This is a genomic window from Klebsiella sp. 141251, assembly GCF_050600725.1.
GTDB classification, from domain to species: domain Bacteria; phylum Pseudomonadota; class Gammaproteobacteria; order Enterobacterales; family Enterobacteriaceae; genus Klebsiella; species Klebsiella aerogenes.
The window spans coordinates 735,661-749,801 of the sequence record NZ_JAQIRG010000001.1 but is presented as its reverse complement, the minus strand read 5'-3'; the positions used below and the strand labels follow the sequence as shown (position 1 = coordinate 749,801).

Here is a 14,141-nt window from a genome sequence, read left to right as displayed (position 1 = left end):
GTCCGGGAAATATTGTCTCTTGCTATCAGGTAACAAAAGTTTTGCGAGCGGACACGGAAAACAGGCATAAAAAAAGCACCCTCAGGTGCTTTTTTATTAAGTAAGTCTTTGCCTGATGAGGAAAAACTTACTCTTCGTAAATATTGGCGCGGTCGCGTAGTTCTTTCCCAGGCTTAAAGTGCGGAACGTATTTACCTTCCAGTTCCACTTTATCGCCAGTCTTCGGGTTACGCCCGGTGCGAGGTGCTCGATAGTGCAGAGAGAAGCTGCCGAAACCGCGGATTTCAATGCGCTCACCTTGAGCAAGCGTTGAGGCCATATGTTCCAGCATTTCTTTAACAGCATCTTCCACCGCTTTCGCCGGGATATGAGATTGCTGGCTGGCAAGTCTTTCTATCAATTCTGACTTGGTCATTTTTCCTCCGGTTTCCTTCAAGGCAAAGTTAGCTTACAGCTTAAACAAGGGCGGCCGTAGCCGCCCTTTGTGCTTGATTACAGGACGAATCCTGCAATCTGTCAAGTAAACTCGTCATTATTCAGACCGTTGTGGCCTGAATAACTAAGATTACTCGCCTTTAGCTGCTTTGAAAGCTTCAGCCATTGCGTTGTTAGAGAAGTTTGCATCTTCCTGTTTGTTAACAGTTGCGATTGCATCTTTCTCGTCAGCTTCGTCTTTCGCACGAACAGACAGGCTGATTGCGCGGTTTTTACGATCAACGCCGGTGAATTTAGCTTCAACTTCGTCGCCAACGCTCAGAACCAGAGTTGCATCTTCAACGCGGTCACGGGATGCTTCAGAAGCACGCAGGTAACCTTCAACGCCGTCAGCCAGTTCTACGGTTGCGCCTTTAGCGTCAACTGCAGTTACTTTACCGGTTACGATAGCGCCTTTCTTGTTCAGAGCAACGTAGTTGTTGAACGGATCTTCCGCCAGCTGTTTAACGCCCAGGGAGATACGCTCACGTTCTGCGTCAACCTGCAGTACAACTGCAGCGATTTCGTCGCCTTTTTTGTATTCACGAACTGCTTCTTCGCCTGCAACGTTCCAGGAGATGTCAGACAGGTGAACCAGGCCGTCGATGCCGCCGTCCAGGCCGATGAAGATACCGAAGTCAGTGATAGACTTGATTTTACCTTCAACACGGTCGCCCTTGTTGTGGGTTTCCGCGAACTGCTGCCATGGGTTAGATTTGCACTGCTTCAGACCCAGGGAGATACGACGACGTTCTTCGTCGATATCCAGAACCATAACTTCCACTACATCGCCAACGTTAACAACTTTGGACGGGTGGATGTTTTTGTTGGTCCAATCCATTTCGGAAACGTGAACCAGGCCTTCAACGCCTTCTTCGATTTCAACGAAGCAGCCGTAGTCGGTCAGGTTGGTCACGCGACCGGTCAGTTTGGTACCTTCCGGATAACGCTTAGCGATAGCTACCCACGGATCTTCGCCCAGCTGTTTCAGGCCCAGAGATACACGGGTACGCTCGCGGTCGAACTTCAGCACTTTAACAGTGATTTCGTCGCCAACGTTTACGATTTCGCTCGGATGCTTAACGCGTTTCCAGGCCATATCGGTGATGTGCAGCAGGCCGTCAACGCCGCCCAGATCAACGAATGCACCGTAGTCAGTGAGGTTCTTAACGATACCTTTGACTTCCATGCCTTCCTGCAGGTTTTCCAGCAGCTGATCGCGCTCTGCGCTGTTTTCGGATTCGATAACGGCACGACGAGAAACAACGACGTTGTTACGTTTCTGGTCCAGCTTGATGACTTTGAATTCAAGCTCTTTGCCTTCCAGGTGCAGCGTGTCGCGCACCGGACGAACGTCTACCAGGGAGCCCGGCAGGAACGCACGAATACCATTCAGCTCAACAGTGAAGCCACCTTTAACTTTGCCGTTGATAACACCGACTACAGTTTCAGCGTCTTCGTAAGCTTTTTCCAGCGTGATCCAAGCTTCGTGACGTTTAGCTTTCTCACGGGACAGCAGGGTTTCACCGAAGCCGTCTTCTACTGCATCCAGAGCAACGTCAACTTCGTCACCAACCTGGATTTCCAGCTCGCCCTGGGCGTTTTTGAACTGCTCAGCCGGGATGGCGGACTCAGATTTCAGACCAGCGTCAACCAGTACGATATCTTTGTCGATAGCAACAACAACACCACGAACGATGGAACCCGGGCGGGTTTCGATTTCTTTTAAGGATTCTTCAAATAGTTGAGCAAAAGATTCAGTCATGTTTAATCTTCAGGTTTCATATTTAACGTCCACCTGGCTCCGTGCCGGATGGGGTTGTTTAACATACCCGCTAACACTCCGTTGCTGCGGGGGTACTGCTATAATTCGGAGGCTCGCAACGCTTTGCCGCTTAACGGTTAAGCGATAGCCAGTTTTTCGCGCGCATATTGTAGCGCTTTTTCAATTACTTGCTCAATGCTTAGTTCAGTTGAATCGAGAACTAATGCATCAGCGGCCGGGACAAGCGGCGCCACGGCACGATTACGATCGCGATCGTCACGCTCTTTTATCTCGGACAAAAGACGTTCAAAGTTAACACTAAAACCCTTTTCCTGCAACTGTAGCAGGCGGCGCTGCGCGCGTTCTTCCGCCGACGCATCGAGGAAAATTTTAACCGGCGCATCAGGGAAAACAACGGTGCCCATATCGCGGCCGTCGGCAATCAGGCCTGGCTGCTCGCGAAAGGCGCGTTGACGGCGCAGCAGCGCTTCGCGAACGCGCGGGAAGGCAGCGACTTTCGAGGCGGTATTGGCCACTTCCTGGGTGCGGATCTCCGCACTCACATCCTCACCTTCCAGCACCACTTCCAGGTTGCCGTCAGCAGAAATAAAACGTACATCGAGATGAGCGGCCAGCGGAACCAGCGCCTCTTCTGACTCGACGTCAACATGATGATGTAAGGCCGCCAGCGCCAAAACGCGATAGATAGCGCCGGAATCCAACAGATGCCAGCCAAGCGCTTCCGCCATTGCCTTGCACAACGTGCCCTTACCCGCACCGCCAGGTCCATCAATGGTGATTACCGGAACATTTGCCGTCATCTTTATTCTCCTTTAGCAAGGCGCATGAATATAAACGCCGCGCATTATACGCATCAATGCGCCAGAAAGTGAGCATTGTGTGCAAATTACGGAATAGTAGAAATTAAATGTAGAAGAATTGCGCAATTATAGCGGGCTGGCGGAATACCAGCCCGGAAGATGACAAAGCTTTACCTTATCGGACGAGACAGAATTTACGCCAGGGTACTAATTCGCGCTAACTGCTCGAAATAGTCCGGGAACGTTTTCGCCGTACATTTCGGGTCAAGGATAGTGACTGGCGTTGCCGACAGCGCCACCAGCGAGAAGCACATCGCCATGCGGTGATCGTTGTAGGTACCGATTTCAGCAAATTTCAGCGTCTCAGGCGGCGTGATGCGAATATAGTCTTCACCCTCTTCCACTTCGGCGCCGACTTTACGCAGTTCAGTTGCCATCGCAAACAGACGATCGGTCTCTTTCACCCGCCAGTTGTAAATATTACGCAGCACCGTGGTACCTTTCGCAAACAACGCCGCGGTAGCGATGGTCATGGCCGCATCCGGAATATGGTTCATATCCATATCAACGGCATTCAACTCGCCGCGTGTACAGGCGATAAAATCGTCGCCCCAGACAACTGTCGCGCCCATTTTTTCCAGCACGTCGGCGAATCGAATATCGCCCTGTACGCTATTGCGGCCAATACCGGTCACTTTCACCGTACCGCCCTTAATAGCGCCGGCAGCGAGGAAGTAAGAAGCTGAGGAGGCATCGCCTTCCACCAGATAATCGCCCGGCGACTGATATTGTTGCCCACCGCGCACGACAAAGCGCTGATAGTTGTGGTTTTCAACGTTAACGCCGAAGGTTTTCATCAGGTGCAGCGTGATGTCGATATAAGGTTTAGATACCAGCTCGCCTTTAATCGCGATCGTCGTGTCCTGCGGCGCCAGCGGCGCAGTCATCAGTAAAGCGGTAAGGAACTGGCTGGAGACGCTGCCATCAACTTCCACCTGGCCGCCGTTGAAACCACCGCGCAGGCGCAGGGGCGGATAGTTTTCCTGCTCCAGATACTCAATTTGCGCGCCCCCCTGGCGTAACGCATCGACCAGGTGCCCTATCGGTCGCTCTTTCATTCGCGGTTCGCCGGTCAGCACAATATCGTTGTGGCCGAGGCACAACGCCGCTGCCAGCGGGCGCATCGCCGTACCAGCATTACCGAGAAACAACTCCAGCGCGCCGCTGGCCTGAAGCGGACCACCGTTGCCGGTGACTTCACAACGAGTGCGATCGGCAGACAAGGTGTAGTGAACTCCCAGGGCGTTAAGCGCATTGAGCATATGGCGAACATCATCGCTGTCCAGCAAGTTGGTCAGCACGGTGGTGCCGTGGGCTAATGCCGCCAGCAGCAAAGCGCGGTTAGAGACACTTTTTGACCCGGGTAGGTTTACGGTGCCATCAACGCGCGCAATGGGTTGTAACGTCAGGGATTCCATGAAACTCGACTCTCAAAAAAACAGAATAAAAACCCCGCAGACCGGCCGCGGGGATGAAAATAAGCGCTCAGCAATTAGCCGCGACGACGTTCGAAGTCCTGCATGAAGTCGGTGAGCGCCTTGACGCCGGCCAGCGGCATCGCATTGTAGATAGAAGCACGCATACCGCCCACCACGCGGTGGCCTTTCAGCGCATGCAAACCGGCCGCAAAAGACTCTTCAAGGAACAGTTTGTCCAGCGCGCTATCCGCCAGCTGGAACGGCACGTTCATCCGCGAGCGGTTGGCAGCGGCAACATCGTTACGATAAAAATCACTGTTATCAATCACGCCATACAGCAGGTCCGCTTTTTGGCGGTTGATTTTATCCATCGCGGCCACGCCACCCTGCTCTTTCAGCCATTTGAATACCAGCCCCGCCAGATACCAGGCGAAGGTCGGAGGCGTGTTAAACATTGAGTCATTGGCGTTCAGCACGGTGTAATCAAGAATTGATGGGCAGGCGACGCTGGCTTTACCCAGCAGGTCTTCACGCACGATAACCAGCGTCAACCCTGCCGGGCCGATATTCTTCTGCGCGCCAGCGTAAATCACGCCATAACGGCTGACGTCGATTTCATGGGACAGAATACTGGAGGAGTAATCCGCGGTGACGACGACATCTTTGTCAAAATTCGGCGTTTCGTGAATAGCGATACCATCGATGGTTTCATTTGGGCAGAAGTGCAAATAGGCCGCGCCCGGCGTCAACTGCCATTCGCTCATCGGTTTAACGGCTCGCAGGCCGTCAACGGTAGTTTTCGCATCGATAACGTTCGGCGTGCAGTATTTTTGCGCTTCTTTCACCGCACTTGCCGCCCAGTAACCGGCGTCCACATAATCTGCTGTCGTTTTATCACCCAGCAGATTTAACGGGATCCCGGCAAACTGTCCGCGACCGCCGCCATGACAGAACAACACTTTATAGTTGGAAGGGATATTAAGCAGATCGCGGAAATCCTGTTCTGCCGTTTCAGCCACCTGGATAAACTCCTTACCACGGTGGCTGATTTCCATTACCGACGTCCCCAGACCGTGCCAGTCGCACAGTTCCTGTTGCGCCAGTTTGAGAACTTCTGCCGGCAGCATTGCCGGGCCCGAACTAAAGTTATAGACCTGAGCCATTTCCCCTCACCACGTTGCTATATTGTCTGCACGCGAACCGTCGCGGGCATAAGTTATTCCTGTGGCTATCGGTTTTATCATTCAGTGACACACACCGCAACGAGTAAAACTAAGCGGCCCACAAACGAGGCCACCGTCACACAAAAGAATCAACCAGCTTGACGTCATTAAACCGACATAATCGCTGCGAGCAGATCGCTTTTTCCTCCCTCTTCCGCCGTCCATTCCGGATTTGGACTGACGGCATAAATAATTATCATCTACGTTCACAGGAAACGATCTCGCCGTAGCTCCCCCCGTCAACTCATTTAATACTTGAATATTATCTTAATTCTTCATGAATTATGTTTCCGCGAGAGCACCGTCATTTACCGTCGTATTTCCAGATCATTAAAATTTTCGAACCAGCCGATGAAGACTGGTATTAATCACTTTTAAAGGAATATTTATGCGTGAATTAACCTATAACGAAATGTCTGATGTGAGCGGCGGCTTTGGCCTGTTGTCCATTCCTGCGGCAGTTGGTTTACTGGTCAGCATTCCGACGATTGTCATCGGAGCGATAACCGGGCCCTTTACGCTGGGCGCAGGCTTCGCGGTAATGGCGGCAGGCATCGTCGGTACCAGTCTTGCCGGCGCGGCAATGATCGTTAGCATTTGTACGCCGATTCTGTAACTTGCTATGGCATGTGGAGTTTCTCCGCATGCCATTTACTTTTATGCATTGCCGCGGCTAACGACATAGCCACTTACCGGTAAAACCCGTATCATTGCGCATCCTGCCAACAATAAACGAATTGCTATGACCCAGACATTTATCCCCGGCAAAGATGCCGCCCTGGAAGATTCCATCGCTCGCTTCCAGCAGAAACTGCTCGACCTCGGATTTGATATCGAAGAGGCCTCGTGGCTGAATCCGGTACCACACGTGTGGTCCGTTCACATTCGCGATAAAGAGTGCGCGCTGTGTTTTACCAATGGTAAAGGCGCAACTAAAAAGGCGGCGCTGGCTTCCGCGCTGGGCGAATATTTCGAACGTCTGTCTACCAACTACTTCTTCGCGGACTTCTGGTTAGGCGATACCATCGCCAACGGTCCCTTCGTTCATTATCCGAACGAAAAGTGGTTCCCGCTGACGGAAGATGATGAAGTACCGGAAGGCCTGCTGGATGCCCGCCTGCGCGCCTTTTACGATCCGGACGATCAACTGACCGCCAGCATGCTCGTGGATCTGCAATCCGGCAACGACGAGCGCGGCGTCTGCGGCCTGCCGTTTACCCGTCAATCAGACGGCGAAACCGTCTATATTCCGATGAACATTGTCGGCAACTTGTACGTTTCCAACGGCATGTCAGCGGGTAATACCCCGAATGAAGCGCGCGTGCAGGGCTTGTCTGAAGTCTTTGAGCGTCATATCAAAAACCGTATCATCGCAGAGAGCATCAGCCTGCCGGAGATCCCGGCTGAAGTAATGGCGCGCTATCCGGGCGTCGTTGAATCTATCGCCAAACTGGAAGCCGAAGGTTTCCCGATCTTCGCCTACGATGGCTCTCTTGGTGGTAAATATCCGGTTATCTGCGTAGTCCTGTTTAACCCGGCTAACGGCACCTGCTTCGCCTCTTTCGGCGCCCATCCGGATTTCGGCGTGGCGCTGGAGCGTACTGTTACCGAACTGCTACAAGGCCGCAGTCTGAAAGATCTCGACGTCTTTACCCCTCCGACCTTTGATGACGAAGAAGTTGCCGAGCACGCCAACCTGGAAACTCACTTCATTGATTCCAGCGGCCTGATCTCCTGGGATATGTTTAAACAGGATGCCGACTATCCGTTCGTTGACTGGAATTTCTCCGGCACCACTGAAGAAGAGTTCGCCACCCTGATGGCTATCTTCAAAGCTGAAGATAAAGAAGTCTATATCGCCGACTACGAACATCTGAGCGTCTACGCCTGCCGGATCATCGTTCCGGGGATGTCCGATATTTATCCGGCGGAAGACCTGTGGCTCGCTAATAACAGCATGGGCGCACACCTGCGCGACACTATTCTCTCCCTGCCGGGTAGCGAGTGGGAAAAAGAAGATTATCTGGCGCTCATCGAGCAAATGGACGATGAAGGACTTGATGATTTCACGCGCGTCCGCGAACTATTAGGCCTGGCAACCGGCAAAGACAATGGCTGGTATACCCTGCGTATCGGCGAGCTGAAAGCGATGCTGGCCTTGGCCGGCGGCGACCTTGAACAGGCGTTGATTTGGACAGAGTGGACCATGGAATTCAATGCCTCCATCTTCAGCCCTGAGCGCGCCAACTATTATCGCTGCCTGCAAACGCTGCTGTTGCTTAGCCAGGAAGAAGAGCGCCAGCCGCTGCAGTACCTGAATGCCTTCATCCGTATGTATGGCGCGGATGCAGTAGAAGCCGCGAGCGCCGCTCTGAGCGGCGAAGCGCCGTTCTATGGCCTGCAGGCGGTCGATAGCGATCTGCACGCTTTCCCGGCGCATCAATCTTTACTGAAGGCCTACGAAAAGCTACAACGTGCAAAAGCGGCCTTCTGGGCCAAATAACCCTTTATAGGTAAAAAATAACGTACGGAGCCGACAGCGGCTCCGTTTTCTTATGATTTGTGCCAAAACCATGCCATTTTGTAGCCCATGAGTTAACTTTAAGTAAAAAACAATATTTGGTGATATTTAGATTGTTAATTTTAATAAAAATACTCCATTTTAATTAACCGTAAACAATGGTCACTCATGGAAATTTTCAACATTATTTGCAAATATTAAAATTTAGTTTTCCATTAAAAATCAAAAAGATAAGGCCACAACAGGCTAATTCCACACGCAAAATGGGCCTATGACTCCGGTAGGATATGATCTACATCAAATTCCCTTCTATAATGCTTTGTTAGTATCACACCGCCAACTTATATAAAGAGAGAGTTAGTGTGAAAGCTGACAACCCTTTTGATCTTTTACTCCCTGCCGCGATGGCGAAAGTCGCCGAAGAAGCAGGTGTCTATAAAGCGACGAAACATCCGCTGAAGACGTTTTATCTGGCGATTACCGCAGGTGTCTTCATCTCCATCGCTTTTGTGTTTTATATCACGGCGACCACCGGTACTGCCGCAATGCCTTTCGGGATTGCCAAACTTATCGGCGGGGTATGCTTCTCACTAGGTCTGATTCTTTGCGTTATCTGCGGTGCTGACCTTTTCACCTCTACCGTACTGATCGTCGTGGCGAAAGCCAGCGGGCGTATTACCTGGGGTCAGCTGGCAAAAAACTGGCTTAACGTCTATGTTGGAAACCTCATCGGCGCACTGCTATTCGTATTATTAATGTGGTTATCCGGCGAGTATATGACGGCCAACGGCGGCTGGGGCTTAAATGTTCTGCAAACTGCAGACCACAAAATGCACCATACGTTTATTGAAGCCGTCTGCCTGGGTATCCTGGCGAACCTGATGGTTTGTCTGGCTGTCTGGATGAGTTACTCCGGCCGCAGCCTGATGGACAAAGCGATGATCATGGTGTTGCCGGTTGCGATGTTTGTCGCCAGCGGCTTTGAACACAGCATCGCTAATATGTTTATGATCCCGATGGGTATCGTAATTCGCAACTTTGCAAGCCCGGAATTCTGGACCGCTATCGGTTCAACTCCGGAGAGTTTTTCTCACTTAACCGTTATGAACTTCATCACTGATAACCTGATTCCAGTCACTATCGGAAACATCATCGGCGGTGGTTTGTTGGTTGGGTTGACATACTGGGTCATTTACCTGCGTGGCGACGATCATCATTAATGGTTGTCTCAGGCAGTAAATAAAAAATCCACTTAAGAAGGTAGGTGTTACATGTCCGAGCTTAATGAAAAGTTAGCCACAGCCTGGGAAGGTTTTGCGAAAGGTGACTGGCAGAACGAAGTCAACGTACGTGACTTTATCCAGAAAAACTACACCCCATATGAAGGTGACGAATCCTTCCTGGCTGGCGCAACTGATGCGACCACCAAGCTGTGGGACAGCGTAATGGAAGGCGTTAAACAGGAAAACCGCACTCACGCGCCTGTTGATTTCGACACTTCCCTCGCATCCACCATCACTTCTCACGACGCGGGCTACATCGAGAAAGCGCTCGAGAAAATCGTTGGTCTGCAAACTGAAGCCCCGCTGAAACGTGCGATTATCCCGTTCGGCGGTATCAAAATGGTTGAAGGTTCCTGCAAAGCGTACAATCGCGAACTGGACCCGATGCTGAAAAAAATCTTCACCGAGTACCGTAAAACTCACAACCAGGGCGTTTTCGACGTATATACCCCGGACATCCTGCGCTGCCGTAAATCCGGCGTACTGACCGGTCTGCCGGATGCTTACGGCCGTGGTCGTATCATCGGTGACTATCGTCGCGTTGCGCTGTACGGTATCGACTTCCTGATGAAAGACAAATTCGCCCAGTTCAACTCGCTGCAGGCGAAACTGGAAAGCGGCGAAGATCTGGAAGCAACCATCCGTCTGCGTGAAGAAATTGCTGAACAGCATCGCGCGCTGGGTCAGATCAAAGAGATGGCGGCTAAATATGGCTACGACATCTCCGGTCCGGCGACTACCGCTCAGGAAGCTATTCAGTGGACCTACTTCGGTTACCTGGCCGCCGTTAAATCTCAGAACGGCGCGGCAATGTCCTTCGGTCGTACTTCCAGCTTCCTGGATATCTACATCGAACGTGACCTGCAGGCGGGTAAAATCACCGAGCAAGACGCGCAGGAAATGGTTGACCACCTGGTCATGAAACTGCGTATGGTTCGCTTCCTGCGTACCCCGGAATATGATGAACTGTTCTCCGGCGACCCGATTTGGGCAACGGAATCTATCGGTGGTATGGGCGTTGACGGCCGTACTCTGGTAACCAAAAACAGCTTCCGCTTCCTGAACACCCTGTACACCATGGGGCCGTCTCCGGAGCCGAACATCACCATCCTGTGGTCTGAAAAACTGCCGCTGAGCTTTAAGAAATTCGCCGCTAAAGTATCCATCGATACCTCTTCTCTGCAGTACGAGAACGATGACCTGATGCGCCCGGACTTCAACAACGACGATTACGCTATCGCATGCTGCGTAAGCCCGATGATTGTTGGTAAACAAATGCAGTTCTTCGGCGCTCGCGCTAACCTCGCGAAAACCATGCTGTATGCTATCAACGGCGGCGTTGATGAAAAACTGAAAATGCAGGTTGGTCCGAAATCTGAACCGATCAAAGGCGACGTCCTGAACTTCGACGAAGTTATGGAGCGCATGGATCACTTCATGGACTGGCTGGCTAAACAGTACGTCACCGCGCTGAACATCATTCATTACATGCACGACAAGTACAGCTACGAAGCCTCTCTGATGGCGCTGCACGACCGTGACGTTATCCGCACCATGGCGTGTGGTATCGCAGGTCTGTCCGTTGCTGCTGACTCCCTGTCTGCTATCAAATATGCGAAAGTTAAACCGATTCGTGACGAAGACGGTCTGGCTGTTGACTTCGAAATCGAAGGCGAATATCCGCAGTTTGGTAACAACGATGCTCGCGTCGATGACATGGCCGTTGACCTGGTTGAACGTTTCATGAAGAAAATTCAGAAACTGCATACCTACCGCAACGCTATCCCGACTCAGTCCGTTCTGACCATCACTTCTAACGTCGTGTATGGTAAGAAAACCGGTAACACCCCAGACGGTCGTCGCGCTGGCGCGCCGTTCGGACCAGGTGCTAACCCGATGCACGGCCGCGACCAGAAAGGTGCTGTTGCTTCTCTGACCTCCGTTGCTAAACTGCCGTTTGCTTACGCTAAAGATGGTATCTCTTACACCTTCTCTATCGTACCGAACGCGCTGGGTAAAGATGACGAAGTTCGTAAGACTAACCTGGCTGGTCTGATGGATGGTTACTTCCACCACGAAGCGTCCATCGAAGGTGGTCAGCACCTGAACGTGAACGTCATGAACCGCGAAATGCTGCTCGACGCGATGGAAAACCCGGAAAAATATCCGCAGCTGACCATTCGCGTATCTGGCTACGCGGTACGTTTTAACTCCCTGACTAAAGAACAGCAGCAGGACGTTATTACCCGTACCTTCACTCAGACCATGTAATTCCCTGTCTGACTGAAAAAGCGTACAATAAAGGCCCCACATCAGTGGGGCCTTTTTAACAAGTGATACCCTGCCCCAGCCTGCTTTGCCAGTTATCTATACTTTGGGTACCTGTCAAAACAGACTTAACACAGCCGGTTTGAGCTGTGCATCATAGGCCCTGGAGGGCCGAATCCGGAGATATCACCGCAATGTCAACTATTGGTCGTATTCACTCCTTTGAATCCTGTGGCACCGTCGATGGCCCAGGTATCCGCTTTATTACCTTCTTCCAGGGCTGCCTGATGCGCTGCCTTTACTGCCATAACCGCGACACCTGGGATACCCATGGCGGTAAAGAAATCACCGTTGAAGAATTGATGAAAGAAGTGGTGACCTATCGCCACTTTATGAATGCCTCCGGCGGCGGCGTCACCGCATCCGGCGGCGAGGCAATCCTGCAGGCGGAATTTGTTCGCGACTGGTTCCGCGCCTGTAAAAAAGAAGGCATCCACACCTGCCTCGATACCAACGGCTTCGTACGTCGCTACGATCCGGTGATTGACGAACTGCTGGAGGTCACCGATCTGGTGATGCTTGACCTCAAGCAGATGAACGATGAAATCCACCAGAACCTGGTGGGCGTCTCTAACCATCGTACGCTGGAGTTCGCGCAGTATCTGTCGAAGAAAGGGATTAACGTGTGGATCCGCTACGTGGTGGTTCCCGGCTGGTCTGATGATGACGATTCCGCGCATCGCCTGGGTGAATTTACCCGCGATATGGGCAACGTCGAGAAAATCGAACTCCTGCCCTACCACGAGCTGGGTAAACACAAATGGGTCGCGATGGGCGAAGAGTACAAGCTTGACGGCGTACATCCGCCGAAGAAAGAGACCATGGAGCGGGTGAAGGGTATCCTTGAGCAGTATGGTCATAAGGTGATGTACTAAACCGACAGCGGGCCGGAGGTGCTCTCACGACGGCCCGCAACTATAATAGAACCAATCCCGTCGATAACGCCACACTATGAACGCGATACCGTCTGCCCGCAGAAATATTCATTAATCAAAACGGACTACGCGCGGCCTTCGCCGCGCGCCAGATTGGTTACGCGTGTGCCACCGGCGTCGGGTGATGTCCGGCTTTGCGCAGCAGGGTCAGCAGATAGATAAACGATACGCTGGCGATCATGATAAACAGCAGATTATCCGAGAAGTTCTGCATCAACATCGCCGTCAGGGTCGGCCCCAGCAGGCTGCCGATGGTATAGCTCATCAGCAGCGCCTGGTTCATCGCTACCAGTTGATGGTGTTCAACCTTCTCGCAGGCCCAGGCCATCGCCACCGGATACAGGGTAAAACCCGAAGCGCCAAGCACAAAAAGCGCGGGAGCCATAGCAGCCTGGCTGAGCATCGCCAGACAGCCCAGAATGACCACAAAGACCTGCACGCGCAGCACCAGCAGACGGCCATAGCGGTCCGCCAGACGCCCTATTGGCCACTGCCCGAGGATCCCGGCGCTCACCATGACCGCCATCCAGAAACCAATACCGGAATCGCTGACGCCCTGGTGGTTCAGCCACAGCGGCATCAGGCCGTATAGTGAACCAAGCACGATACCGGAGATAATGCAGCCATTCACACCGTGGCGCGCCTGACGCAGTTTCAGCATCGGCCAGATACGTACCGTTTCATGCGGTTCGTCCGCCTGGCTCATAATACGCGTAAACAGCAGCGGCAATATTGCCGCCAGCGCCAGACCGGTAACCCACGGCAGCACGCTCATTAAATCGGTCGGTAATTTGCTGACCATCAGTTGACCCAACACGGTACCGACGTAATAGACCATCATGTATGCCGCCAGCAGTCGACCGCGGCTGCGGGAAGTACCGCTGCACACCAGGGCGCTTTCCACCACCACCCAGATCATCGCGCAGCCCACCCCGGCAATAAAACGCCAGCTCAGCCATGTCCAGAAGCCGAGCGTAATACCCAGGCCAACGCAGCCAACGGCAAAAATTAATGACGCCAGGTAATAGCTACGGTTAAACCCCAGACGTTTAATGACCCAACCGGCAAATAACGTGCCCACCAGGTTGCCGGTAAAATAAGAGGAGCCGACCATCCCAACCTGCCAGGTTGGCATATTTTCATGGGCGAGCCAGAGCGGGACAAGCGTATTTAAAACCGCGATTGCCAGCGTCAACAGAAGCAGGCCACAGAGCAACATTTGCACTGGGCGAGTGTAGATGGTCATGGGTGTTAACCGTGAGGAAGTTCAGATTTCGTGCGCATCATGACACCGCTGTAAACATTGTCAATCC

The 14,141-nt window shown here is 52.4% G+C and carries 11 protein-coding genes; 5 read left to right on the top strand and 6 right to left on the bottom strand.

Going from position 1 to position 14,141, the window contains the following annotated elements:
* Positions 1-127: 127 nt before the first annotated feature.
* The 5 genes from ihfB to serC all read right to left on the bottom strand — a co-directional run bounded on the left by ihfB (position 128) and on the right by serC (position 5,701).
* Positions 128-415: an integration host factor subunit beta gene (ihfB, locus tag PGR09_RS03575; RefSeq protein WP_004100704.1), complete on the bottom strand. Its 288-nt coding sequence runs from the start codon at positions 413-415 to the stop codon at positions 128-130.
* 150 nt (positions 416-565) lie between these two features.
* Positions 566-2,239 carry a 30S ribosomal protein S1 gene (gene rpsA / locus PGR09_RS03570; protein WP_015367470.1) on the bottom strand — a complete coding sequence of 558 codons (1,674 nt, stop codon included), beginning with the start codon at positions 2,237-2,239 and terminating at the stop codon, positions 566-568.
* Between the two features lie 137 nt (positions 2,240-2,376).
* Positions 2,377-3,060 (bottom strand): (d)CMP kinase, encoded by a 684-nt coding sequence (cmk, locus tag PGR09_RS03565; protein WP_045395738.1) that lies wholly within the window; start codon positions 3,058-3,060, stop codon positions 2,377-2,379.
* Positions 3,061-3,254: 194 nt separating this feature from the next.
* Positions 3,255-4,538: a 3-phosphoshikimate 1-carboxyvinyltransferase gene (aroA, locus tag PGR09_RS03560; protein ID WP_047045592.1), complete on the bottom strand. Its 1,284-nt coding sequence runs from the start codon at positions 4,536-4,538 to the stop codon at positions 3,255-3,257.
* A gap of 74 nt (positions 4,539-4,612) precedes the next feature.
* Complete coding sequence (gene serC / locus PGR09_RS03555) at positions 4,613-5,701, bottom strand: 3-phosphoserine/phosphohydroxythreonine transaminase (RefSeq protein ID WP_045395743.1); 1,089 nt, start codon at positions 5,699-5,701, stop codon at positions 4,613-4,615.
* Between the two features lie 448 nt (positions 5,702-6,149).
* Here serC and PGR09_RS03550 point away from each other — a divergent pair, with 448 nt between their 5' ends.
* From PGR09_RS03550 to pflA, 5 genes are all read left to right on the top strand, one after another.
* Positions 6,150-6,377 carry a hypothetical protein gene (locus PGR09_RS03550; protein ID WP_045395746.1) on the top strand — a complete coding sequence of 76 codons (228 nt, stop codon included), beginning with the start codon at positions 6,150-6,152 and terminating at the stop codon, positions 6,375-6,377.
* Between the two features lie 126 nt (positions 6,378-6,503).
* Positions 6,504-8,264 (top strand): 30S ribosomal protein S12 methylthiotransferase accessory factor YcaO, encoded by a 1,761-nt coding sequence (gene ycaO / locus PGR09_RS03545; RefSeq protein WP_430915794.1) that lies wholly within the window; start codon positions 6,504-6,506, stop codon positions 8,262-8,264.
* Positions 8,265-8,644: 380 nt separating this feature from the next.
* Entirely contained in the window at positions 8,645-9,502 is an 858-nt protein-coding gene (focA, locus tag PGR09_RS03540) for a formate transporter FocA (RefSeq protein WP_015367477.1), read from the top strand.
* Positions 9,503-9,553: 51 nt separating this feature from the next.
* A complete protein-coding gene (pflB, locus tag PGR09_RS03535; protein WP_015367478.1) occupies positions 9,554-11,836 on the top strand; it encodes a formate C-acetyltransferase in 2,283 nt (760 codons plus the stop codon).
* 191 nt (positions 11,837-12,027) lie between these two features.
* On the top strand, positions 12,028-12,768 hold the full coding sequence (gene pflA / locus PGR09_RS03530) for a pyruvate formate lyase 1-activating protein (protein ID WP_015367479.1): 741 nt from the start codon (positions 12,028-12,030) through the stop codon (positions 12,766-12,768).
* Positions 12,769-12,925: 157 nt separating this feature from the next.
* On the opposite strand, the gene PGR09_RS03525 is transcribed toward pflA, so the two are convergent.
* Positions 12,926-14,074: an MFS transporter gene (locus tag PGR09_RS03525; RefSeq protein WP_045375649.1), complete on the bottom strand. Its 1,149-nt coding sequence runs from the start codon at positions 14,072-14,074 to the stop codon at positions 12,926-12,928.
* Positions 14,075-14,141 lie beyond the last annotated feature (67 nt).

Coding starts and splice junctions, on each gene's coding strand:
- ihfB (WP_004100704.1), bottom strand. CDS start 415: ATGACCAAGTCAGAATTGATAGAAAGACTTGCCAGCCAGCAATCTCAT.
- rpsA (WP_015367470.1), bottom strand. CDS start 2,239: ATGACTGAATCTTTTGCTCAACTATTTGAAGAATCCTTAAAAGAAATC.
- cmk (WP_045395738.1), bottom strand. CDS start 3,060: ATGACGGCAAATGTTCCGGTAATCACCATTGATGGACCTGGCGGTGCG.
- aroA (WP_047045592.1), bottom strand. CDS start 4,538: ATGGAATCCCTGACGTTACAACCCATTGCGCGCGTTGATGGCACCGTA.
- serC (WP_045395743.1), bottom strand. CDS start 5,701: ATGGCTCAGGTCTATAACTTTAGTTCGGGCCCGGCAATGCTGCCGGCA.
- PGR09_RS03550 (WP_045395746.1), top strand. CDS start 6,150: ATGCGTGAATTAACCTATAACGAAATGTCTGATGTGAGCGGCGGCTTT.
- ycaO (WP_430915794.1), top strand. CDS start 6,504: ATGACCCAGACATTTATCCCCGGCAAAGATGCCGCCCTGGAAGATTCC.
- pflB (WP_015367478.1), top strand. CDS start 9,554: ATGTCCGAGCTTAATGAAAAGTTAGCCACAGCCTGGGAAGGTTTTGCG.
- pflA (WP_015367479.1), top strand. CDS start 12,028: ATGTCAACTATTGGTCGTATTCACTCCTTTGAATCCTGTGGCACCGTC.
- PGR09_RS03525 (WP_045375649.1), bottom strand. CDS start 14,074: ATGACCATCTACACTCGCCCAGTGCAAATGTTGCTCTGTGGCCTGCTT.